The 22,109-nt window shown below is 67.3% G+C and carries 23 protein-coding genes; 13 read left to right on the top strand and 10 right to left on the bottom strand.

The window, feature by feature from the left end:
- Positions 1-162 precede the first annotated feature (162 nt).
- The 4 genes from ABIE00_RS10740 (at position 163) to ABIE00_RS10725 (ending at position 4,343) form a co-directional block, all read left to right on the top strand.
- On the top strand, positions 163-1,866 hold the full coding sequence (locus ABIE00_RS10740; RefSeq protein WP_354260034.1) for an HNH endonuclease: 1,704 nt from the start codon (positions 163-165) through the stop codon (positions 1,864-1,866).
- A gap of 365 nt (positions 1,867-2,231) precedes the next feature.
- Complete coding sequence (locus ABIE00_RS10735; RefSeq protein WP_354260031.1) at positions 2,232-2,624, top strand: GntR family transcriptional regulator; 393 nt, start codon at positions 2,232-2,234, stop codon at positions 2,622-2,624.
- Positions 2,621-3,703, top strand: a complete 1,083-nt coding sequence (locus tag ABIE00_RS10730) for a DUF1648 domain-containing protein (RefSeq protein ID WP_354260028.1) — start codon at positions 2,621-2,623, stop codon at positions 3,701-3,703. Before ABIE00_RS10735 ends, ABIE00_RS10730 begins: the two co-directional genes overlap by 4 nt.
- 61 nt (positions 3,704-3,764) lie before the next feature.
- Complete coding sequence (locus tag ABIE00_RS10725; protein WP_354260025.1) at positions 3,765-4,343, top strand: dihydrofolate reductase family protein; 579 nt, start codon at positions 3,765-3,767, stop codon at positions 4,341-4,343.
- Between the two features lie 35 nt (positions 4,344-4,378).
- Here ABIE00_RS10725 and ABIE00_RS10720 read toward each other — a convergent pair whose 3' ends face one another.
- Genes ABIE00_RS10720 through ABIE00_RS10705 form a run of 4 tightly spaced genes read right to left on the bottom strand, consistent with a single transcriptional unit; the run spans position 4,379 to position 6,439 of the window.
- Positions 4,379-4,846, bottom strand: a complete 468-nt coding sequence (locus ABIE00_RS10720) for a YbaK/EbsC family protein (protein WP_354260022.1) — start codon at positions 4,844-4,846, stop codon at positions 4,379-4,381.
- Between the two features lie 16 nt (positions 4,847-4,862).
- A complete protein-coding gene (locus ABIE00_RS10715) occupies positions 4,863-5,735 on the bottom strand; it encodes an SURF1 family cytochrome oxidase biogenesis protein (RefSeq protein ID WP_354260019.1) in 873 nt (290 codons plus the stop codon).
- On the bottom strand, positions 5,736-5,996 hold the full coding sequence (locus tag ABIE00_RS10710) for a hypothetical protein (protein WP_354260017.1): 261 nt from the start codon (positions 5,994-5,996) through the stop codon (positions 5,736-5,738). It lies immediately after the preceding gene.
- Positions 5,993-6,439 (bottom strand): DUF3099 domain-containing protein, encoded by a 447-nt coding sequence (locus ABIE00_RS10705; protein ID WP_502914211.1) that lies wholly within the window; start codon positions 6,437-6,439, stop codon positions 5,993-5,995. Before ABIE00_RS10705 ends, ABIE00_RS10710 begins: the two co-directional genes overlap by 4 nt.
- A 139-nt stretch (positions 6,440-6,578) precedes the next feature.
- On the opposite strand from ABIE00_RS10705, the gene ABIE00_RS10700 reads away from it, so the two are divergent.
- The 3 genes from ABIE00_RS10700 (at position 6,579) to ABIE00_RS10690 (ending at position 9,317) form a co-directional block, all read left to right on the top strand.
- On the top strand, positions 6,579-7,304 hold the full coding sequence (locus tag ABIE00_RS10700; RefSeq protein WP_331568860.1) for a beta-ketoacyl-ACP reductase: 726 nt from the start codon (positions 6,579-6,581) through the stop codon (positions 7,302-7,304).
- 153 nt (positions 7,305-7,457) lie between these two features.
- A complete protein-coding gene (locus ABIE00_RS10695) occupies positions 7,458-8,210 on the top strand; it encodes an SDR family oxidoreductase (RefSeq protein ID WP_354260011.1) in 753 nt (250 codons plus the stop codon).
- Positions 8,211-8,456: 246 nt separating this feature from the next.
- Positions 8,457-9,317 (top strand): VOC family protein, encoded by an 861-nt coding sequence (locus ABIE00_RS10690; protein ID WP_354260008.1) that lies wholly within the window; start codon positions 8,457-8,459, stop codon positions 9,315-9,317.
- Between the two features lie 78 nt (positions 9,318-9,395).
- On the opposite strand, the gene serB is transcribed toward ABIE00_RS10690, so the two are convergent.
- Positions 9,396-10,301 carry a phosphoserine phosphatase SerB gene (serB, locus tag ABIE00_RS10685; protein WP_354260005.1) on the bottom strand — a complete coding sequence of 302 codons (906 nt, stop codon included), beginning with the start codon at positions 10,299-10,301 and terminating at the stop codon, positions 9,396-9,398.
- A gap of 151 nt (positions 10,302-10,452) precedes the next feature.
- Between serB and ABIE00_RS10680 the strand changes: the two genes are divergently transcribed.
- Entirely contained in the window at positions 10,453-11,256 is an 804-nt protein-coding gene (locus ABIE00_RS10680) for a phosphatase PAP2 family protein (protein ID WP_354260002.1), read from the top strand.
- On the opposite strand, the gene ABIE00_RS10675 is transcribed toward ABIE00_RS10680, so the two are convergent.
- The 3 genes from ABIE00_RS10675 to ABIE00_RS10665 all read right to left on the bottom strand — a co-directional run bounded on the left by ABIE00_RS10675 (position 11,233) and on the right by ABIE00_RS10665 (position 14,242).
- Positions 11,233-12,495, bottom strand: a complete 1,263-nt coding sequence (locus ABIE00_RS10675; protein WP_354259999.1) for an MFS transporter — start codon at positions 12,493-12,495, stop codon at positions 11,233-11,235. The genes ABIE00_RS10680 and ABIE00_RS10675 overlap by 24 nt on opposite strands.
- A gap of 233 nt (positions 12,496-12,728) precedes the next feature.
- A complete protein-coding gene (locus tag ABIE00_RS10670) occupies positions 12,729-13,823 on the bottom strand; it encodes a cation diffusion facilitator family transporter (RefSeq protein WP_354259996.1) in 1,095 nt (364 codons plus the stop codon).
- 56 nt (positions 13,824-13,879) lie between these two features.
- Positions 13,880-14,242: an ArsR/SmtB family transcription factor gene (locus ABIE00_RS10665; protein ID WP_354259993.1), complete on the bottom strand. Its 363-nt coding sequence runs from the start codon at positions 14,240-14,242 to the stop codon at positions 13,880-13,882.
- A 91-nt stretch (positions 14,243-14,333) separates the two neighbouring features.
- Between ABIE00_RS10665 and ABIE00_RS10660 the strand changes: the two genes are divergently transcribed.
- The 5 genes from ABIE00_RS10660 to lplAB all read left to right on the top strand — a co-directional run bounded on the left by ABIE00_RS10660 (position 14,334) and on the right by lplAB (position 18,354).
- On the top strand, positions 14,334-15,119 hold the full coding sequence (locus ABIE00_RS10660) for an ABC transporter ATP-binding protein (protein WP_354259991.1): 786 nt from the start codon (positions 14,334-14,336) through the stop codon (positions 15,117-15,119).
- A 17-nt stretch (positions 15,120-15,136) separates the two neighbouring features.
- Positions 15,137-15,922 (top strand): sulfite exporter TauE/SafE family protein, encoded by a 786-nt coding sequence (locus ABIE00_RS10655; protein WP_354259988.1) that lies wholly within the window; start codon positions 15,137-15,139, stop codon positions 15,920-15,922.
- Between the two features lie 19 nt (positions 15,923-15,941).
- A complete protein-coding gene (locus tag ABIE00_RS10650) occupies positions 15,942-16,751 on the top strand; it encodes a TrmH family RNA methyltransferase (protein ID WP_354259985.1) in 810 nt (269 codons plus the stop codon).
- A 168-nt stretch (positions 16,752-16,919) separates the two neighbouring features.
- A complete protein-coding gene (locus ABIE00_RS10645; RefSeq protein ID WP_003802336.1) occupies positions 16,920-17,177 on the top strand; it encodes a type B 50S ribosomal protein L31 in 258 nt (85 codons plus the stop codon).
- 82 nt (positions 17,178-17,259) lie between these two features.
- Positions 17,260-18,354 (top strand): lipoate-protein ligase LplAB, encoded by a 1,095-nt coding sequence (lplAB, locus tag ABIE00_RS10640; protein WP_354259981.1) that lies wholly within the window; start codon positions 17,260-17,262, stop codon positions 18,352-18,354.
- Here lplAB and pepN read toward each other — a convergent pair.
- Both pepN and ABIE00_RS10630 read right to left on the bottom strand, forming a co-directional pair.
- Positions 18,351-20,996, bottom strand: a complete 2,646-nt coding sequence (gene pepN, locus ABIE00_RS10635; RefSeq protein WP_354259978.1) for an aminopeptidase N — start codon at positions 20,994-20,996, stop codon at positions 18,351-18,353. The genes lplAB and pepN overlap by 4 nt on opposite strands.
- A gap of 21 nt (positions 20,997-21,017) precedes the next feature.
- Positions 21,018-22,073, bottom strand: a complete 1,056-nt coding sequence (locus ABIE00_RS10630) for a YeiH family protein (RefSeq protein ID WP_354259975.1) — start codon at positions 22,071-22,073, stop codon at positions 21,018-21,020.
- Positions 22,074-22,109: the final 36 nt, after the last annotated feature.

The following is a 22,109-nucleotide window of genomic DNA, read 5'->3' as shown; positions in this document are numbered from 1 at the left end:
TCGTTGGGGCGCTGGCGTCCGGTTGTTTGCTGATGGTCGCGCTGGAAGCCCTTTAATGTCAGACCCCCGCTTCAGACTGGGTCCATGGAAGGCGTTGGGGGATTCACTGGGGACCGGGCCGGTCGGCCGGGTGCCGGTGGGTTGGCTTCTGGGCTGGTTTCAGTGGGTGCCAACGCCCTTCACAGCGTTCCTGCCGAGGCGGACGCCCGCGTCTTTGAGGGGGACGTGGTTGATCAGGCCCTGGCTTTGTTGTCATCGGATGCGGTCACCGCCGAGGACGCCGCGTTGTGGGGTTTCGGGCACGCCGCGGATTTCGCGGACCGGCTCGAGCGGCTCTCCCGGAGGGTGGAGCGCCTGCAGGTGATCGCCGCCGGGGCGGTGGACCGGTCCCGCACCGCCGCGCTCACCGCCGCCGCCTCACCCCTGGTCCCCGTCCCTGACCCCGCCGCGGTCGCTGAGCCTTCGCCGGGGGATGACGGGTCCCGGAACAGTGTCGAGTTCCTCCGGGACAGGCTGCGGATCAGCTCCGCCGAAGCCCGGCGCCGGATCGGCCTGGCCGATTCGGTCCTGCCCCGGACCGGGTTCGGCGGGCAACAGCTCCCGCCCCGCTACGAACAGCTCGCCGCCGCGGTCGACACCGCCCGGATCAGCTCCCGCACCGCGACCACCATCACCCTGGCCCTGGACCGGGCACGGCATTTCACCACCCCGGACCACACCGCCGCGATGGAACACGACCTGACCCAAGCCGCGGTCGAGAACGACGCCGACTTCCTCACCCGGGTCGCCCGGCACTGGGCCGAGGCCATCGACCAGGACGGCACCGAACCCTCCGAAGGAGCCCTCCGGCAGATCCAGGGCGCCTTCATCCGCCGGCCCAAACACGGCCTGCAGCACCTGGAAATCTTCGCGACCGCCGAACAGTTCGAAACCATCACCACCGTCATGAACACCGCCACCAACCCCCGCACCCCACAACAGGAAGACCGCAAGGACACCGACGGCAACGGCGCCGACGGGAACAGCGCCGACGGGAACGGCGCCGGCAGAACGATCAGTGGCGGGATGGACAGTGGCGGGATGGACAGTGCCGGGGCGGGTGCCGCCGCACCGGCCAGCCTCGCAGGATCCGGCACCGCGGATCCGCCGGAAATCTGCCTGGATCACCGGTCACAGGGTCAGAAACGGCTCGACGGGCTCGTCGGCGCGTTGCAAACAGTGCTCACCACCGACACCCTGCCCGCCAACGGCGGACACCGGCCCCAGATCCTGGTCACCATCAACTACCGCGACCTCCTCGCCGACCTCCAACACCGCCGCAACGCCCAATGGGCCCACAACGCCCAAGACCTCGAAAAATCCCACGGCACTCAGATCACTCAGGGCCCGCGGCCGGCGTACTCTGCCGCCGCCGGCCGCGGAACCAGCCAAGGCACGGCCCTGTTCGCGTTCGGCGGCCCGGTGAACCCGGCCACGATCCGCAAAATCGCCTGCGACGCCGACATCATCCCCGTCGTCCTCGGCAGCCAGGGCCGGATCCTGGACATCGGCCGCGCCTCACGCGTCTTCCCACCCCACATCCGCAAAGCCATCACCGCCCGCGACCAGGGCTGCGCGTTCCCGGGCTGCACCATCCCCGCCGCATGGTGCGAAGCCCACCACATCACCTACTGGTCCCGCGCCGGAACCACCGGCACCGGCAACGGCGTCCTGCTCTGCAGCCATCACCACCACCTCATCCACAAAGAACACTGGAGCATCGAAGTCGCCAACGAAGTGCCATGGTTCAAACCCCCACCAGAACTCGACCCCCAACGAAAACCCCGCCGCAACAACTACTTCCACTCACGACCCCAACACGAATGAACGGCGTTCACCTCCTGCTGGGCCTGGCTCACGCCCTCCCGCGAGCTGCAGAGGCAGCAGCACACCTCCGACCCCTATATAGGCCGGACAGCGGGGGATGCCATTTCACGGGTTGTCCGCTTATGGGCGCCCGGCCCCGCCAGCCGTGTGGGCTCGAAAACCTGTACGCCCGTGCGTTCGCCCGCGATGATCTGCGCACCGCCCGGATGATCGGCGAGGCAGTCTGGAACTGCGGCCCTGATCCTTTCCGGCGTTTCGACACTAAACGGGAAAGAGTGATTAGCCGCGGGAGTTGACAACAAGCGGCGGCTCTGGACGGCAGACTCTATTTGTTCTATAACAAATAGAGTAAAGCGGGTGGAGTCATGATTCTCAACGTCGATCTGTCCAGCGACGTGCCAATCTACCAGCAGCTTCGCGACCGCATCACGGAGGCGATCGCCGAAGGCGTGCTGGCTGAGGGCAGCACGCTGCCGGCCACCAGAACGCTTGCTGCGGACTTCGGGATCAACTTCCACACCGTGAACAAAGCCTACGACCTCCTGCGGCAACAGGGCCTGATCAGGCTCAACCGCAAGACCGGCGCTGTGGTGACCTCCGCCGTCGCGGACCAGCCGTTCCGCGCGGAGTGGACCGCAAGGGCACGCACCCTGTTGGCCGAGGCAGTCGCCAAAGGGCTGCCGGACGCCGAGATTCTCGAAACCTGCCGGTCCCTACTCGATTCATTTGGTGCCCCACATCCAGAGGACACGCCATGACCGTTGCCATCATCGTGAGCTCCGCACTATCGGCACTGCTGCTAACGCTGGCCCTGGTGCTGCCCTCAATCACCAGTCCGACCGTCCCGTTCGGAGTCCGGGTACCGGTCCAGCGCGCAGGCGATCCGGTGGTGGTCCGGCAGACGAGCATCTACCGATGGCGTGTATTCCTCGGCGGAATCCTTGCCGTCGGCCTCGGGGTCGCCATCTACGGGACAACGGGTGAGGCCTGGCTGCTGCCGTTGCCGGTCCTGGTGCTCCTCGCGGTCTGGTACGGCTGCTTTTTTCTGGCCAATCACGCGATCCGGGCCGCCAAAGCCGCCGGGGGATGGTACAAGGGATTGCGCCAAGGGATCGCTGTGGACACCGGACTGCGGACGGATCCGCCGCGGTTCCCCTGGCGCTGGCTTGCACCGGCGCTGATCCTCACTCTCGCCACGATGACTATCGGCGTGGTCAGCTTCCCCTCGATGCCCGAACAGCTTGTAGTGCACTACGGGGCCAACGGCGCACCCGACAGGATAGCGGCCAAGTCGGTGGGCACCGCCTTTTCCCTCGTGTTCGTGCAAATAGGAATGACGGCGCTATTGGCAGGCATGGCAGCGGCCATCTTCCGCGGCCGGCCGGACATCGACCCGGGGCACCCGGTCGGCTCCGCGCGCTGGCACCGTCAGTACACCGCGCTCGGCGCGAAGGCACTGCTCGGACTTGCAGGGGCGATCGACCTGGGCTTGATGGGTTCATCGTTGCTGATGTGGACCGGGACGGCTACGCCGTTGGCGCCGCTGGTGATCGTCCTCCCGGTTCTGGCAGCAGTTGTCGTGGCCGTCCTAGCGATGGCCAGGCACAACCGGGAGCCTCTCGGGGGCGAACGGGATACCGGTCTGGCCCACCGCGACGATGACAAGTACTGGCGGGGCGGCCTGATCTATGTCAACCGCGAAGACCACGCCCTGATGGTTCCGCGCCGGTTTGGTCTCGGGTGGACACTGAACTTTGGCAATCCCCGGGCTGCGATGCTTCTGGCTGGCGTGGCTGCACTCATCAGCCTGGTAGTCATCCTCCGCTTCGGTAGCTAAGCTCTTCCCGCTGTGACATCTGTATTCCCAAGCCCGATCGGCCGAACTCGAGGAGAGCCGCATGAGCGCCACCTACACCTTCGACGTCTTTTCCAGCCTCGACGGCTTCGGCTCGAACCGCGGCAACTGGGGCGGCTACTGGGGCAAGCAAGGTCCCGAACTTCTCGAACACCGCCTCGCCCTCTACGGGGAGGAGCAGCGGATGGTCTTTGGCGCCAACACGTACCGTGCGTTCGCGCGGATGCTGGCCTCGAGCAGCGAGGACTCCGACGTCCGGGACCCCTGGGTCACGCGCATGACGAATCTGCCGGCAACCGTGGTATCGAGAACGCTGCAGGAACCGCTCGACTGGCCGGACGCAGCTGTCGTGAGTGGCGACGCCATCGACGTGGTCACCCGGCTCAAGGAGGAGTCGGATGTGCCGCTGCGCTCCCACGGCAGCCTGTCCATGAACAGGGCACTGATGGCCGCGGGTCTGGTGGACCGTGTCCAGGTGACGGTCTTCCCAGTGATCACCGGCCAGACCGGAGAAGAACCGATCTTCCAGGGTGCCGCCGACTTTGACCTCGAGCTGATTGAGAGCCGGACGCTCGACGGCCACACCCAACAGCTCATCTACCGGCCCAGCCTGCACGTCTGAGTACGGGAAACCGCAGGTCACCGCACGGTAAGCAGTCAGCGCACCCGAAGCGCGTGGGCGTCAGTGATGCGCTGCAGCTCGCCGTAGCTGATCGAAAACATGGAGTGGTGGTCGCCGGCTCCGGCCCACAGCGTTGAGTGCTCCTGGAGAGAGGCATCCAGCAGGGTGCGGATCTTTGCCGGATGCCCCACCGGTGCAACCCCGCCCACTTCCTGGCCGGTGTGGTGCAGGACGAAGTCCGGTGCCGCGCGGCGGATCCGCCCGGTGCCCAGCTGGGAGGCGACCAGCCGGACGTCCACTTTCGCGGCGCCGCTGGCAAGAATCAGCAGGGGAGTGCCGTCCACTTCAAACACCAGGCTGTTGGTGATGGCCGCGACGTCGCAGCCGAGCGCCTCAGCAGCGGCGGCCGCCGTCGGAACTGCACCGGGCAGAACCGTGACGGTGTCGCAGGCGCCTGCTGCTGTGAGGGCACGGCGCACGTTGGCTACCGGGTCGGCAAGCATGTCCGTGCTCCTGTCGTCAGTAGCCCTGGGCATCCAGGATCGCGTCTTCCTCTTCTTCCGCCGTCGGCCGCTTGCGCTTCCGGGGTTCCGGCGGACGACGGCGGGCTCCCGCGGCGGTGAGCGCAGGCCCGCCGTCCAACGCTTCCGCGTCCTCGGCATCCATGACGGCGTTGCGCGCCTGCTGCCGGGCCGCGTACCCGAAGCCCACGAACATGAGGATGCCGAAGGCGAACCACTGCAGCGAGTAGGACAGGTGCGTCCCCTCGTCCACCGAGGGCATGGGGAACGGCTGCGGCATGTCCGCTACCGGCGGTGTCTCCGAGGCGAGCTGCCCGTAGGCTCCGGTCAGCAGCGGGTAGCCGAGCTCAGAGGCGTAGGTGGGTAGGTCAATGGAGGCCAGCTGGCCTTCCGGCGCGCCGCGCTGCAGCGTCGGTTCGCCGTGCTTGAGGCGCACCACGGCCGTGATCTTTCCGGACGGAGGGGCCGGGATCGAGTCCGGCCGGCCGGGGGTCTTGTTACCGATCGGCAGCCAGCCGCGGTCAATCACCACGGTCTCGCCGGACACGAGCTTGAACGGCACCACCACTTCATAGCCAGGCTGCCCGTTGAGGGGCCGGTTGCGCACGATCCGCTGCCCGGCGACGTCGTAGGTGCCCTGCAGCTTAACCTGGGTCCATTCCTTCGAAGGGTCCAACTGGTTGAACTCTTCCCGGGCCTGGGCAAACGTGATGGGAGTGGCGGAGTAGTTGGACGTGACGCGCTGGATTTCCGCCAGCGTCTCTGCCCGGCGGTCCATCTGCCAGCGACCCAGGAACACGCAGCCTGTGGCGAAGACCGCAGCCAGCAGGAGGTAGCCCAGCCACTTGCTGGAAAACAGGAACCTGTACATTCAGCTGTTCCCGCCTGTTCGGGCGGCCTCCAGCGGCACGGTTTCCTTCCAGAGCCCGCGCGTCTGCAGGTAGTCCTCCAGCCAGGCCTTGTGCTCATCGCATGCCAGCCATACTTTGCGGCGCTCGGGCGTGTGGATCTTGGGGTTGTTCCAGAGCAGCTGCCAGGATGCGTCGGCCCGGCAGGCCTTGCGGGAGCACGTCGCCGCGGATGCCGGCCCGGCAAGCTCGCCGCTGCCGTCACCCAGGTTGAAAATGTTCATGAAGCTTTCTGTCCCCGGCCGTCGTCGTCTTCTTCGTCATCAGCAATGAGTTCGCCTTGGAGCACCGTCGGTTCATCGGAACTGTCGGCGCTTTCCGCTGTCCCGGATTCCTCGGCCACGCCCAGCTCAGCGTACGGCGTGTAATCGAGCAGCGCGTCACTGTGGATCTCCGCCTTGTCCGAACCGTTGGCGATCACCACGGCGATCCACGGAAGAAATACCGCGCCCGCCACAGCGACCAGCTTCAACCAGCCGTCCACCACGAAGATCAGAATCAGGCACACCATGCGGATACCCATGGCGAGGGCGTACTTGATCATGCGCTCCCGCATATCTTCGGAATGCGCTGCGGCGGCGTCCGTGATGCTGATTACTTCCGGATGGCCGGCGGCTGCGTCACGCTTCCCGGGCGTCTGCTGTCCGGGTTGGGGTTCAGGTATCACGACTGTCTCATCACGCTCCAATGGCTACCCCAATTCTCTCACCATCCGAAGTTGGCTCCCAATCGGGCGATAAGATCGGAGGCAGTCAAAATTCCAGCCACCACAGCGGAGCCATGCTCCGCGGAAATCCGGAGCACACATGTCTGAAGCAGCAACCAAGGCCCGCAGCGTCCTCATCACCGGCGGAAACCGCGGCATCGGCCTGGCCATCGCGGAGGCATTCCTGGCCAACGGCGACAAGGTGGCAGTGACCTACCGCAGCGAATCGAAGCTGCCGGAGGGCGTCCTGGGCGTCAAGGCCGACGTGACCGACGAGGCCTCTATTGACGCTGCGTTCACCGAGGTTGAGGCCGCCCACGGCCCGGTCGAGGTACTGGTGGCCAACGCCGGCATCACAAAAGACACCCTGCTGCTGCGCATGAGCGAGGACGACTTCACCTCCGTCATCGACACCAACCTGACGGGCGCGTTCCGCGTCATCAAGCGAGCCTCCAAGGGCATGATCCGCCTGCGCCGGGGCCGCGTGGTGCTCATCTCCTCCGTTTCGGGCCTGTACGGCGCGCCGGGCCAGATCAACTACTCCGCCTCCAAGGCCGGGCTCGTGGGCATGGCCCGCTCCCTGACCCGCGAGCTCGGATCGCGCGGGATCACGGCGAATGTGGTGGCTCCCGGGTTCATCAACACGGACATGACGGCCGAACTGCCGGAGGCAACCCAGAAGGATTACCTGTCCGGCATCCCCGCCGGCCGCTTCGCCGAAGCCTCCGAGGTGGCCAATGTGGTGCGCTGGATCTCCAGCGACGAGGCTGCCTACATTTCCGGCGCCGTTATTCCGGTCGACGGCGGCCTGGGCATGGGGCACTAGGCGCCGCCGGCGCCAGCACAACTTTTGCCAACGCGGAGGCCGCCGGGTTCTTTGTGGCGTTCCGACAAAGGAAGGCGTCGCCCCCGCTGGCATGATGGACTTCAGGCCATCAGTAATTAGATGTTTTGAATAAATTAAGACAAGGGAGCCCACATGGGACAGCTGGACAACAAGACAGCCATCGTCACCGGTTCTTCGCGCGGCATCGGCGCCGAAGTTGCCAAGATCCTCGCGGGCGAGGGTGCCGCCGTCGTCGTTAACTATCGCCAGAAGGCGCCGCGCGCCAACAAAGTGGTGGCCGGGATCGAGGCCGAGGGCGGCCGCGCCGTCGCCGTCGGCGCGGACCTGACCACACTTGAAGGCGTGCAGGCGCTGGCCAGCGCCGCCATGGAAAACTTCGGCTCGCTCGACGTGCTGGTCCTCAATGCCTCGGGCGGCATGGAATCCGGCATGGAGGAGGGCTACGCCCTCAAGCTCAACCGCGACGCCCAGGTCAACATGCTCAACGCCGCCGTGCCGCTCATGAAGGAAGGCTCCCGCGTGGTCTTCGTGACCAGCCACCAGGCCCACTTCATCAACTCGGTCGCCACCATGCCCGAGTACGAGCCCGTGGCCCGCAGCAAGCGTGCCGGCGAGGACGCCCTGCGCGAACTGCTGCCGAACCTGGCGGACAAGGGCATCTCCCTGGTAGTCGTATCCGGAGACATGATCGAAGGCACCGTCACCGCCACGCTGCTGGACCGTTCAAACCCGGGCGCCATCGAGGCCCGCCGTGCCGAGGCCGGCAAGCTCTACTCCGTGGAGGAGTTCGCCGCTGTGGTTGCCAGCATGGCCACCGCCGACGTCGAGTCCGGCCACACGGAATACGCCGGCGGCGCGGACTACTTCGGCAAGAACGCCGGCTAGCCACCCCGGCTCTTGCCTCCGCGGATTCCGGACGCGGTGCTTGTACCCGAAGGCCCGGCGCACCAGCGCCGGGCCTTCGGCGTCACTGGCTCTTCGGTGTCCCTCAGTCTTCATTGTCCTGGGTCTTCATTGTCCTGGGTCTTCACTGCCCTGGGTCTTCGCGCCCCGGCCGTTATCTCCGCTTGGCCCCAATTCACGCCCGCGCAGGCGTTGTCCAAGCGGCCCATCGCGCCTAGGGTCGTAGCCATGGCAGAGGATGCGGGAGTACAGAAGCGGACCTATCCGGCCGGCGTGCCGTGTTGGGTGGACAGCCAGCAGCCCGACGTGGCAGCGGCCCGTGAGTTCTACGGGGGACTGCTCGGGTGGGAGTTCGACGGCGGTACGGCACCTCCCGGGGACACCGGCAGTTATGCGATTGCCCGGCTGGGTGGCCAGGAGACGGCCGCCATCACGGACTTGGACGCAGGTCCCCACGGCGTACCGGCCTGGAACACGTACATCGCGGTTGACGATGCAGAGGCGGCGGTGCGTCACCTGCTGTCGGCCGGGGCCACCCTGAAGTCAGCTCCTGCCGATACCGGCGTGGGCGGCGTGCGGGCTTCGCTGGCCGACCCCGAAGGTGCGGAGTTCCGTATCTGGCAGCCGGGGGAGCGGCCGGGCGCCCAGGCGGTCAACCTGCCGGGTGGCTGGAACTTCAGCGACCTCCATGCTGCGGACACGGAGGCCGCCGCGGACTTCTACGCCAGGGCTTTCGCTTGGGAGTTCGACCGTCTCGACTTCGGCATCATGATCCGCCGCCCCGGCTACGGCGACCACTTGGAAGCCACCGTCGACCCCGGGATCCGGGCCCGGCAGTCCGGGGACCTGGTTCCGGGCGGCTTCGCCGACGCCGTTGGCTGGCTCGCTCCGGTGGCCCCAGGCGAGCGGCCGCACTGGCATGTCACCTTCACCGTGGCTGACAGGGACCGGGCGGTGCAGGAGGCCGAGCGCCTTGGCGGTCACGTCCTTGGCCAGGATGACACCATGTGGACCCGGACCGCCCTGGTCCGCGATCCCGGCGGTGCCGTGTTCACCGCAAGCCAGTTCACGCCGCCGTCGGGCTTCTAGCGCCGTAAGATCAGGCCCGCCGGCGGGCCACCGGCTCCCCCCGGGTCTCCAGTTCCCGGCTTTCCAGTGGGGACTTGTTCAGACGCCGGCGATGTGCCGCACAGCGTCGAGGTACGGCATGTTGATGGCGGCGTCAGCCACGGCGCGGACCGCGGGCTTGCCATTGAAGGCCACGCCGATGCCCGCGGCGCCGAGCATGTCAAGGTCGTTGGCGCCGTCACCGACTGCGATGGTGTGCTCCAGTGCAATGCCCTCGGCGGCCGACCAATCGCGGAGGTATTTTTCCTTGGCGGCGCGGTCGATCACGGCGCCGAGGACCTTGCCGGTCAGGGCCCCGTCCACGATCTCAAGCTCGTTGGCGATCCAGTAGTCCATGCCGAGTTCCTCCGCGATGGGGCGCAGGATCTGGTTGAAGCCGCCGGACACCACCGCCACGGCATGGCCTGCGGCCTTAAACGCGGCCACCAGTTCGGCGGCACCCTCGCTCAGCTTCACTTCCGCGATGACCGAGTCGACGACGGCGGCCGGCAGCCCCGCCAGGACAGCCACGCGGGCGTGCAGGCTTTGCGCGAAGTCGAGCTCACCGCGCATGGCAGCTTCTGTGACGGCTGTGACTTCGTCCCGCTTTCCGGCATACGCGGCAAGGAGTTCGACGACCTCCTGCTGGATCAGGGTGGAGTCAACGTCCATGATGAGCAGCTTGCGTTCCGCGTTCCGAAGTTCGGCCGGAACGATGGCGGTGTCCACGCCGGTCCGCTCCGCGTCCTCCTTCGCGGCGGCGATCGCGTGCCGCAGTCCGGCAATGTCCGCAGCGGAGCCAGAGGGTACGGAAAAGTCCACTGTGCAGACTTCGAAGCGTGCGTCACCGGCGCTGGAGGCTTCCCCGAAGGTGGCGCCGGAATCCGCCAGCAGGGACCGCAGGATTTCCGGTTCCGAGGGGGAGAGTTTCAGGCCATAGCTGACCGCAGTCACGTTCGAAGTCATGGCTTCAATCTTATCCAGCGCGGCGCCGCCGCCCGAATCCGTCACGCGGATGCCACGGCCGTGGCATCCGCCGGGCAGCACAACAGCAGTCCCCAGCCGGCTCCCAGCAAACCTCCGGCCTACCCGGAGGCCGGTCCGGCAGAATGGCCCGATGCTCTTTGCCCTGATTGCCCGCCTGCGCCCGGCGCCCTTGCTGAGAGCCTCGCAGCAGGTCCTGTTCTGCTGGGCCGGGGCCCTCCTGGTGGCCGGCGATGCAGTTTTCTGGGTCATGTTCGCTGCCGTCCAGTCGGATTCGGGGCTGGCCGCCCTGGATGGTCCCGTGCACAGCCTGATGGTGGATTCCCGGAACCCTGCGGCCACCGTGCTCCTGGCGGCCCTGACCACAGTGACAGCGCCGGAAACGCTAAGCGTCATCGGCGCGGTGTTTGCCCTGGCCTGGGCGCTGTGGAAGCGGGAGCTGTGGCGCCCGGCTGTGCTGATGGGTGCCATGGTGCTGGCCGTTGTGCTGACAACCCTCATCAAGCAATTCGTCGCCCGGTCGCGCCCTCCCGCCTCCGATTTCCTGCTCGGACCGGACGACGCCCTGTCCTTCCCCTCGGGCCACACCGTAGGCATAGGCGTGTTCACGGTTGTGCTCGCCTACCTCGTCCTGTCAAGGTCAGGGACACGTACGACGGCGGTACTTTGGTTCTCCGCGGCTTTTGCAGTCACGGCGCTGGTTGGCTTAAGCCGGCTGTATTTGGGCTATCACTGGCTCACCGACGTCGTGGCTTCCTTTGGGGTGGCTCTGGTGGTAGCGGCGGTGGCGGTGTTCACCGACGCAGCCCGGCACGGCACTGCCTGGGACGGTACTGCCCGGAACGGCACGGCGAAGAATCGTTCCGCAGCGCGCACCCGCCGGGCACCAAGCAGTCTGCGGGTTTCTGATCCGTCAGCTCCGGACGCGCAGGCGTAGCAGCGCCACGGCTGCGGCGGCGACCACAGCCGCCGCCAGGGCACTGACGCCGGAGTAGCCGGTCAGGCCCATGACAGGCCCTGCGGCCGCGCTTCCCACTGCCCCGGCCAGGGACATCGTGGCGTCGGAGAACCCCTGCACCGGGACACGTTCAGCAGGTGTGAGGGAAGCGACGAGCAGGGTGGAACCGGCTACGGTGGTTGCCGACCAGCCCAGTCCGAGAAGGATCAGGCCGACGGTCACCGAGCCCATGTTCTGGGACACCAGTCCGGTCAGTGCCACAGCCGCGAGCAAGGTGAGCAGGCCAGCCAGCGCGGTGGTGCGCGGCCCTAGGCGGTCGGTGAGGACGCCCATCACGGGTGACAGGGCGTACATGCCCGCGATGTGCAGGGAGATTGTCAGGCCGATCAGTGCGATGGTGTCTGCGTTACCGGCAGCGTGTCCGGCGTGGTGCTGCATGTGAAGCGGTGTCATGGACATCACGGCGACCATTACTGCGTGGGCCGCAACGACTGCGACCACGGCTCCGCGGGCTGTGGGATGCTGCTTGACGATCCGCCATCCTTCCTGCCATGAGCCGGAAAGCTTTGCAGCAGGTGTACGGTCCGCCCCGTCGAGGGCGCGGCGGGTCAGGAGCGGGTCCGGGTGCAGGGACACTGCGACGATGGCAGCGCCCACTACCATCCCCAGCGCGGAAATCAGGAAGGGGCCGGCAGCAGGCGGAATGTCCAGCCAGCCGGCCAGGACGGCTCCGGGGGAGACCATATTGGGGCCCGCGACGGCGCCGATGGTGATCGCCCACACCACCAGGGACAGGTCCCGTCCCCGGTGGGCCGGCTCGGCCAGGTCCGTGGCAGCGAAGCGGGCCTGCAGGTTGACCGCCGAAGCCAGGCCGACGAGGAAGGATCCGGCCAGCAGGACCACGAACAGTTGCGCTGTCACTGCCGTCACCATCAGGAAGGTGCCGGCGATCGCCGCGGCCAGGCCGGTGGTGAGAGCCACGCGGCGGCCCCGCTGCAGTGCCAGCCGCGAGAGCGGAATCGCTGTGACAGCCGTGCCCAGGGTGAGGGCGGTGTTGACGGATCCCGCCCACGCTTCGGAGCCTGAAAGGTCGACGGCCAGGATGGAGCCCAGGGCCAGGGTTGAGCCGTTGCCCAGGCCGGAGAAGATCTGCGCGACCGACAGGGTCCGCACGATTCGGCGCTGGGTGGTACGGGTTGCTTCGGCGGTGCTGGTCAAGTTGCGTGGTCCCCTCGGGCAGGTGCTTGTCGTGGAAAACTCCACACACACAACAACTGTGATGTCATGGGTTTAGGCAGTTCAACCATGACAACGTGCACGGAGTGCGGCTGGCGGAGTCCCTCGTCAACAGGCTGGCCGATGCTCCCGCATCTTCATTTTGAAACGCCGACGCCGTCCGGCGCTACCGGGGCAGGGCGCGCTCAGGCTGATGCGGGTCAGGCTGACCCTGGTCAGGCGGTCACAGGTCGGGTTGACGCGGGCACCGGGGTGAGAGTCATCTCGTCGAGCTTGGGCAGGGCGTGGCGGAGCCGGTGCCCGGCCTCGTGCATGGTCTGCTCAGCCAGCAGAAGGCTGGTTCCGTCGTCGACGCCGATGGTCGCCGCACCCTGGAGGCGGTGCCCGACCCACCGCAGCTGAACGCGTTTCACATCAACGACTCCTGGTGTGCCTTCAAGGGTGCTGCGCGCGCGGTCCACCAGTTCCGGCTCGATTCCGTCCATCAGCCGGCGCCCGATGCTGCCGACGGTTCCCCACAGCAGGATGATGATGGCCGCCGAGATCAGCAGGCCAACGATGGGGTCCGCCAGCGGGAAGCCGAGCATGACGCCGCCGGCGCCAAGCACCACCGCCAGCGAGGTGAAGCCATCCATCCGCGCATGGACGCCGTCTGCCACCAGCGCAGCCGAGCCGATCCTGCGCCCAATCCTGATGCGGTAGATCGCCACGGCCTCGTTTCCGGCGAAGCCGATCAGTCCTGCACCCATGACCCAGCCCAGGTTCTGCAGCGCCTGCGGGTGGAGCAGCCTGTCCACCGACTGCCAGGCAGCCAGCACCGCCGAAAGGGCAACCACGGCCACGATGAACAGCCCTGCCAGATCCTCTGCCCTGCCGAAGCCGTAGGTGTAGCGGCGGGTGGCCGCGCGGCGGCCCAGGATGAACGCGATCCACAGGGGAAGGGCGGTCAGGGCGTCGGAGAAGTTGTGAATGGTGTCAGCCAGCAGCGCGACCGAACCGCTCACCAGGACCACGAGGAATTGCAGGACGGTGGTCCCGAGGAGCAGGAACAGGCTGATCTTCAACGCCCGGATGCCCTGCTCGCTGGCCTCGAGAGCGTCATCCACGGAATCGGCGGCGTCATGGGTGTGCGGGACGAACAGCCCGAAAAGCCAGCCCTTCAGCCCCTTGTGATGCGTGTGGGCGTGATCATGGCCGTGTAAGTGATCGTGTCCGTGTGAGTGGCCATGATCGCCTGAACGACCGTGCGGGTGGTCTTGCCCGTGGTCGTGGTGATGATGCCCCTCGCCGCCCTCAGTCCCGATAGTCACTTTCCGGTCATTCACAGTCCGGTCATTCACAGTCCGGTCATTCACTGTCCGGTCGCTCACGATGCCGCTCCCTTCATGCGGTGGTGGGCCGGCTGCCCGCCGAGCGCGTGCTCGGCCTGGAAGATTGCATCCGCGACGAGCTGGCGTGCGTGCTCGTTTTCGAGCCGGTAGAGGACCCTGGTTCCGTCCTGGCGGGTGGACACCATGCGCGCCAGCCGCATCTTGGCCAGGTGCTGGGAGACCGCCGCCGGCGACTTTCCGACCACTTCGGCCAGGGCGCCCACGGCCATCTCACCCTCGCGCAGGGCCAGGATAATCCGCACCCTGGTGGCGTCTGCCAGCATGGCGAAAATCTCCACCGCCAGCTCCACGTACTGGCTGTCCACGTCGAGCCTGCAAGGATGCTTATCTGCGTTCATACGCATATATTGTCATAAATGGAGACGGTCGGCCGACGGCCGGCGTTACCGGTTATCAGTCGCACCGTGTTTTGTCCTAGTGTCTACTTCTATGAGTGATGTTCTTGAAATGGCCGCCGTCAGCGTTGTGCGCGGAGCCAAAACGCTCCTGAGCAAGGTGGATTGGCAGGTCAGGGAAGGCGAGCGGTGGGTCATTCTGGGCCCCAACGGCGCCGGCAAGACCACTCTGCTGCAGATCGCCGCGGCCCGGCTTCACCCCACCAGCGGCATCGCCGGCATTCTGGACGAAAGCCTCGGAAAGGTGGACGTCTTCGAGCTGCGGCCGCGGATCGGCCTCTCCTCGGCCGCTCTGGCCAACCAGATTCCCGAGTACGAGAAGGTGCTCAACGTCGTCGTCACCGCGGCCTACGGCGTGACCGGCCGCTGGCGCGAAGGCTACGAGAAGGACGACGAACGCCGTGCCTTCGCCCTCCTGAATGACTGGGGCATGGGCCCGCTCCTCAACCGCAAGTTCTCCACGCTCTCCGAGGGTGAGCGCAAGCGCGTGCAGATCGCCCGGGCCCTCATGACAGACCCCGAACTGCTGCTGCTCGACGAGCCCGCCGCCGGCCTGGATCTCGGCGGCCGCGAGGACCTGGTGCACCGCCTCAGCCAGCTGGCCATGGACGAGGACGCCCCCGCGATCGTGCTGGTCACCCACCACCTCGAGGAAGTACCCCCGGGCTTCACCCACGCCATGCTCATGCGCGACGGCGAAGTCGTGGCGGCCGGGCCCGTAAACGAGGTCCTCACCTCCGGTAACCTGAGCCAGACGTTCGGCCTGCCCCTGGACGTTTCGGTGAACGCCGGCCGTTACACGGCAACCGCCCGCCGCTAGCGGGGCGGCCGGCACACGTGGAGTTTTTCAGCGGCATCCTTGTGTTCTTCGCCGGTCTCTGGGCCGGCACCATCAACAGCGTCGTCGGGTCCGGAACCCTGGTCACCTTCCCGGTGCTGATCGCACTGGGCATCGCACCCGTGACGGCCTCGATGAGCAATGCCATGGGCCTGGTGGCCGGCGGCGCAGCCGGGGCCTGGGGTTACCGCCGGGAGCTGAAGGGCCGCGGCCGCCAGCTCCTGCGGCTCCTCCCGGCATCCCTGTTGGGCGGGATCAGCGGCGCCTGGCTCCTGCTCCACCTGCCTGAGAAGGTATTCCACTACGCGGCGCCGGTGCTGATTGTCCTGGCCCTGCTGATGGTGGTGTTCCAGCCCCGGCTCCAGCAATGGGTACGGAACCGTGAGGAAAATCCCGAGCATGCCCTGCGGGACAAGCACCACGGCGTATTGCTGGTGGTCCTCGTCTTCCTCGCCGGTGTGTATGGCGGGTACTTCGTTGCGGCGCAGGGAATCCTGCTGGTGGGCATCCTCGGCGTCTTCATGACGGGCACCATCCAGAACGCCAACGCCATGAAGAACGTCCTGGTGCTGGGCGTGAACCTGATCGCGGCCGCGTCCTATCTGCTGTTTGCCTTCGACCGGATCAACTGGACGGTGGTGGCCATCATCGCCGTCAGCTCCCTCATCGGCGGCCTCGTCGGCGCCAAGGTGGGCCGCCGGCTGTCGCCGCCCGTACTGCGCGGCGTGATTTTTGCCCTCGGCCTGGTGGCGCTCGGCTTCCTGGTCGCGAACCTGCTCAAGTAATGACTGAAATGACTACCAGGTGACTTTCCACTATCTCGAGTCGGCTGCCGATCCACGCGTCGCCGACTACACCCAGCTGACGGACGTGCACCTGCGGAAGCTGCGCGAGCCCGCCGAGGGCATGTACATCGCCGAATCCTCCCGCGTCCTGCGGCGCGCCCTCGCCGCCGGGCACCGGCCGCGGTCCTTCTTCCTCGCCGAAAAGTGGGTTGCGGACCTCGCGGACATCTTCGAGCAGTACCCCGACGTCCCGGCATACATCGGCAGCGCCGGACTCCTGGAGGAAATCACCGGATTCCACCTCCACCGCGGAGCCATGGCGGCCATGCACCGCCCGGCGCCTGTACCGCTGCCGGAACTGCTGGCCGGGGCCCGGCGCGTGGCCGTCCTGGAGGACATCGTGGACCACACGAACGTGGGCGCGATCTTCCGGTCGGCAGCGGCGCTCGACGTCGACGCCGTGCTGGTCTCGCCCCGCTGCGGCGACCCGCTGTACCGCCGCAGCGTCCGGGTCAGCATGGGCACCGTCTTCCAGGTGCCGTGGGCCAGGCTGGAAAGCTGGCCGCAGGATCTCACACTCCTCAAGGAGCAGGGCTTCACGGTGGCGGCGATGGAACTCACCGACGATGCCGTGGACCTGGACGCGCTGGCGGCAGGAAACCCGGAGCGGCTCGCCCTGGTGCTGGGCACGGAAGGTGCCGGCTTGAGCGCTGAGACGCTTGCCGCCGTCGACCTCGCTGTGAAGATCCCGATGCGGGCGGGTGTGGACTCCTTGAACGTGGCGGCGGCGTCCGCCGTCGCCTTCTGGGAGTTGCGGCCGCGGGGCTGAACCCGCCGGAAGGCCGGGGTTCGTTAGTTCCTCCGCGATCCGCTATGATTGATAGCTGGTTCCCCTGTGTTTTTCGCTGGCCTTGCGCCGGCCGAAGCACGGACGGAAGCCATCCCATTCATACCTGGCAACTGGCAAAATCCAGCTGCGTGAACAAAAGGTCCCATTATGAAGTCTGATATCCACCCGAAGTACGAAGCTGTTGTTTTCAACGACCTGGCCTCCGGCACGAAGTTCCTGACCCGCTCCACCGTGTCTTCCTCGAAGACCATCGAGTGGGAAGACGGCAACACCTACCCGGTCATCGACGTCGAAATCTCCTCCGAGTCCCACCCGTTCTACACGGGCAAGCAGCGCATCATGGACTCCGCTGGCCGCGTCGAGCGCTTCAACGCTCGCTTCAAGGGCTTCGGCGGCAAGAAGTAATTCACTTCTCCCCAAGGTTCTTTGGAAAGCCCGCACCGGCAACGGTGCGGGCTTTTCGCGTTTGTGGGGCAGGATGGAAGGCATGACTGCCACGCCAGATTCTGCAATTGAGGAAGCAGCCCCGCGGCTGCACGGTGAATACAAGGTCCCGGGCGGCAAGCTCGTGGTGGTGGACCTGGACGTCGAGGACGGCGCCTTCACGGACGTCTCCCTTAGCGGCGATTTCTTCCTCGAACCGGACGAGGCCCTTCTGGCCATCAACGGAGCCTTGAAGGGACTGCCGGAAAGTTCGACCGCGGCCGAGATCACCGCCGCCGTGGAGGCCTCCCTCCCGGAGGACACGGTCCTGTTCGGGTTCACCGCCGACGCCGTGGCCATCGCCGTCCGCCGGGCCCTGGCCAAGGCCACTGCATGGACGGACCACCGCTGGAGCATCATCCCGCCGAGCGTCCTGCCCACGCACCTGAATGTGGCGCTGGACGAGGTGCTTACCGAGGAGGTCGGCGCCGGGCGTCGCAACCCCACCATCCGCTTCTGGGACTGGGAGGAACCGTCGGTGGTGATCGGCAGCTTCCAGTCGTACCGCAACGAGGTGCATCCCGACGGTGTGTCCCGGCACGGCATCACCGTTGTACGCCGCATCAGCGGCGGGGGAGCGATGTTCATGGAGGCGGGCAACTGCATCACGTACTCGCTCTACCTGCCGCAGACCCTCGTGGACGGCATCAGCTTCGCCGACTCCTACGCGTTCCTCGACGCCTGGGTCATGGCCGCCTTGAAGAAGCTGGGGATCGACGCCTTCTACGTTCCGCTCAACGACATCGCCACCGGACAGGGCAAAATCGGCGGCGCGGCACAGAAGCGGCTCGCAAACGGCGGCATGCTCCACCACGTCACCATGAGCTATGACATCGACGCCGACAAGATGGTGGACGTGCTCCGGATCGGCAAGGAAAAGCTCTCGGACAAGGGAACTACCAGCGCCAAGAAGCGCGTGGACCCGCTGCGCCGCCAGACAGGCCTGGCCCGCGCCGAAATCGTGGCGGCCATGATGGAGGTCTTCGCCGAGCGCTACGGGGCCACGCCGTCGGAGATCACGGACCAGGAACTGGCAACCGCCCGTGAGCGCGTCGCGTCAAAGTTCGGCACGGACGCATGGCTGCACCGGGTGCCCTAGACCCCCGCTGACACCGCCTGCGCCGACAGCGAGCGGTGCAGCTGGCTCCGCTGTTCGACGATGATCCGGCGCAGGGCACGCGGGGCGTCCGGGTGCTCCGCGAGCCAGCGGTCAGTGCGTGCCAGCACGGGATGGTCGTCCGGGTTGTTCGCCGGGCCCAGATGCTGGACGCCGGGGTAAAGTCCGCGGACGATCCGGGTGGCGATTTCGATGCTCCGCTGCGCCCACACCGTTTCCAGGCACTCGAAGTACGGTTCCACGAACGGGTCCAGGAGTTCTTCAGAGGCGGTATTGAACCCTGCGATGGTGGCGCTGAGCAACTGGTTGGAGAGCTCCGCCCGGCGCACTGCGGCGTCCCAGGCCGCCGCCTTGACCGCCGCCCCAGGCCGGGCGGCCAGCGCCGTGGCGTGGCCGGTCTGGCCGGACGCTGTGGTGTCCCTGGCCAGCTCGGCGTCGAGCTCCTGGACAGTGGCCAGGCCGCGGGCAGCCAGCGCGTGCCACAGGCTCCAGCGGAGCTCCGCGTCCACAGCCAGTCCGGGTACCCGCTCACTGCCGTCCAGCAGGCCGCGGAGCAGCACCGCCTGGCTGCCCTCGGTCCGGCTGACCGTGGCAAGCGTCCTGGCCCACGCAAGCTGCTGGTCCGAGCCCGGCTCCGCAGCGTACAGTTCCCGTGCCGCACCCTCGGCAAAGGACTTCCGCAGGGCTTCGCGCTCCGTGGCCGGAACATACTGCTCAATGGCAAGGGTGGCGTTGCCCAGGATGTTCAGGAGAACGCCGATGCCGGTCTCGGCGGCAGCGAAGCGAAGGACAGCATCCACGTACTGCGACGCCGGCGTAATGCCGTCGCGGGCCGAATTCCACAGCGCGGACCAGCTCAGGGCGCGGGCCATGGGGTCGCTGATCCGGTCCAGCGATGACCGGACGGTGGCCTCGGAGCCGCGGTCGAGCCGGACCTTGGCGTAGGTCAGGTCCTCGTCATTGACCAGCAGCAGCGCCGGCCGGCCCTTCCCGGCGAGGGCAGCTATTTCCTGGGCTCCGCCGGCCAGGTCGGTCTCCACGGAATCCGTGCGGACCAGCCCGCCGTCGGCGCCGAAGTTGTACAGCCCGATCCGCAGCCGGTGCGGGCGCGGCTCCTGCTGCCCGGTGACGGGATCGGAAGCGTCCTGCAGCAGCGTGACCCGCTCGAGGATGCCTCCGCCGGGAGTGGGAGTGCCGTCAGCCGCCCCAGCGGTCTCCAGTTCGGCGCTCAGCGTTGAGATGCCGGAAGTCTGGAGCCACTGCCTCGCCCAGGTGGTGAGGTCGCGGCCGGAGGATGCGGCCAGGGCGCCGAGGAGGTCAGCGAGCGTGGTGTTGCCGTACTCGTGGTCCCTGAAATACTGCCGGGAGCCGGCAATGAAGGCGTCGAAGCCGACGTACGCCACGAGCTGCTTCAGGACGGAGGCCCCCTTCGCGTAGGTGATGCCGTCGAAGTTCTGCTTGGCCGCCTCGAGGTCCGGGATGTCGGCGACGATCGGGTGGGTGGTGGGCAGTTGGTCCTGCACGTAGGCCCAGGCCTTGCGGTTGTTCGCGAAGTTGACCCAGGCGGTGTCCCAGTCCGTGGCACTGTCCACGGCGAGGGTGCCCATGTAGTCCGCGAAGGACTCCTTCAGCCACAGGTCGTCCCACCACTGCATGGTTACGAGGTCGCCGAACCACATGTGGGCCATCTCGTGCAGCAGGGTGTTGGCGCGGCCCTGGTACTGGGAATCGGTGGCCCGGGAGGTGAACACGTAGTCTTCCGTGAACGTGACCAGGCCCGGGTTCTCCATGGCCCCGAGGTTGTATTCGGGCACGAAGGCCTGATCGTACTTGCCCCACGGATACGGGTAGTCGAACAGCCCGTTGAAGAAGTCAAGCCCCTGCTTGGTGAGCCTGAACAGCTCTGGGGTGTCGAACGAGGGCGCCATGGAGGCCCGGCAGTAAAGTGCCAGCGGCACGTCAAGGCGTGTCCCGCCGTCGTCCGTCCTGCTCCAGTGGTCCTCGGCCTTGAAGTAGGGGCCGGCCAGGACGGTGGTGATGTACGTGGACATCGGCAGGGTGGGTACGAAGTCCCAGCGGGAGGCCGCGGCGTCCCCTGCCAGGGGCAGGCGCGCCGCCACGGCGCCGTTGGAGGCCACCTCCCAGCCGGCCGGGGCGGTGACGGAGAACGTGAAGCGGGCCTTGAGGTCGGGCTGTTCGAAGTTCGCGAACACCCGGCGGGCATCGGCCGGCTCGTACTGGGTGTAAAGGTAGCACTGGCCATCAGCCGGGTCGAAGAACCGGTGCATGCCCTCGCCCGAACTGCTGTACAGCGCAGTTCCGGTGACCGTCACCCTGTTCTCGGCCTGCAGGTTGTCCAGCCGGATCCGTGCCCCGTCCACCACGTCCGCGACCGGCAGTTCCACGCCGTTGAGGACCACGCTGTGCACGTCACCGGCGATGAAGTCCAGGAAGGTGGACGCACCCGGCTGCACGGCCGAAAAGGAGATAGTGCTGCGGCTGGTGTAACCGGCCTTATCCGGATCCGGTGCGCTGCGGACGTCTAGCGCGACGTCGTAGCTGTGGGTGGTGATCAGGGCGGAACGCTCTGCCGCTTCGCTGCGCTGGAGATTCTGGTTCGGCACCCAGCTATTGAACCATGGGCGTTACTGCACCATGAGCAGCGCGGCGGCCAGGCCCAGGGCCGCGATCAGCAGCCACGCCGCGAGGGCGGCCAGCACGGCGCGCGCCCCGGTGTGCAGCAGGGCGCGGATGCGCACCGCCGAGCCCAGGCCGAACAGGGCCGCGCCCAGCAGCACGTCCTGCAGGCCGGCCGCTGCCTCCAGCCACCCGGCGGAGAGCCAGCCGCTGGAACGCAGCGCCACCATCGCGATGAAACCGATTACGAACAGCGGAACAATCGGAGGCTTGCCCGCAGCAGATCCCCCGTCCCGGCCGCCTGCCGTACTGCCGCCTGCCCTCTGGCGGCCTGCCTCCCGACGGTGCCGGATCCGCTGTTCTGCCCCGGCCATGGCCGCCATGGGTGCCAGCAGAATCACCCGGGTGAGCTTAACGACGACGGCGAGAGCCAGCGCCGCCGGACCCGCGGTTTGCGCCGTGGCCACCACCTGCCCCACGTCGTGGACCGAGGCACCGGTCCACGCACCAAAGGCCTCGGTGCTCAGCTGCAGCGGATGGACCAGCAGAGGCAGCACGCCGATGGCCAGCGTCCCGCACAGCGTCACGAGCGCGACCGGAAGGACCGTGTCCCGGTGGCTGATCCGCCGCACAGCCGCCATCGCGCCGATCGCCGAGGCCCCGCAGATGGAAAACCCGGTGGCGATCAGCAGGGCCGTGTCGGCCGGAAGCCGGAACAGCCGGGAAATCCCGTAGGTGCCGGCGAAGCTGGCCACCACCACAGCCGCGATCAGCAGGAGGGCCAGCCAACCGAGGCCCAGCACGTCGGAGAGGCTCACCTTCAGACCCAGGAGCACGATGCCGCCGCGCATCAGGTGCTTGCCGGCGAAGTCGAGCCCCGGCCGGGCCCGCCCGGCCGTCCACACCGCCGTGCCGGGCAGGTTGGCCGCCAGCAGGCCAAGGACCACGGCCAGCGTCATGGCCGGCAGCGCCGGCACGGCGGCATGGATGGCGAACGCGAAGGCCAGGGCGACGACGGCGGTGAGCAGGCCGGGCAGAATCCGGGTAAGGTTCTGATGCGTCATCCCGCGCAACTGCGACGGCAGCGGCGGCGGGAGTCG

It is taken from the genome of Arthrobacter sp. OAP107, from assembly GCF_040546765.1.
In the GTDB taxonomy this organism is placed as follows: domain Bacteria; phylum Actinomycetota; class Actinomycetes; order Actinomycetales; family Micrococcaceae; genus Arthrobacter.
Note: the sequence above shows the minus strand (reverse complement) of the source record. Positions and strands in the feature narration are given on the sequence as shown.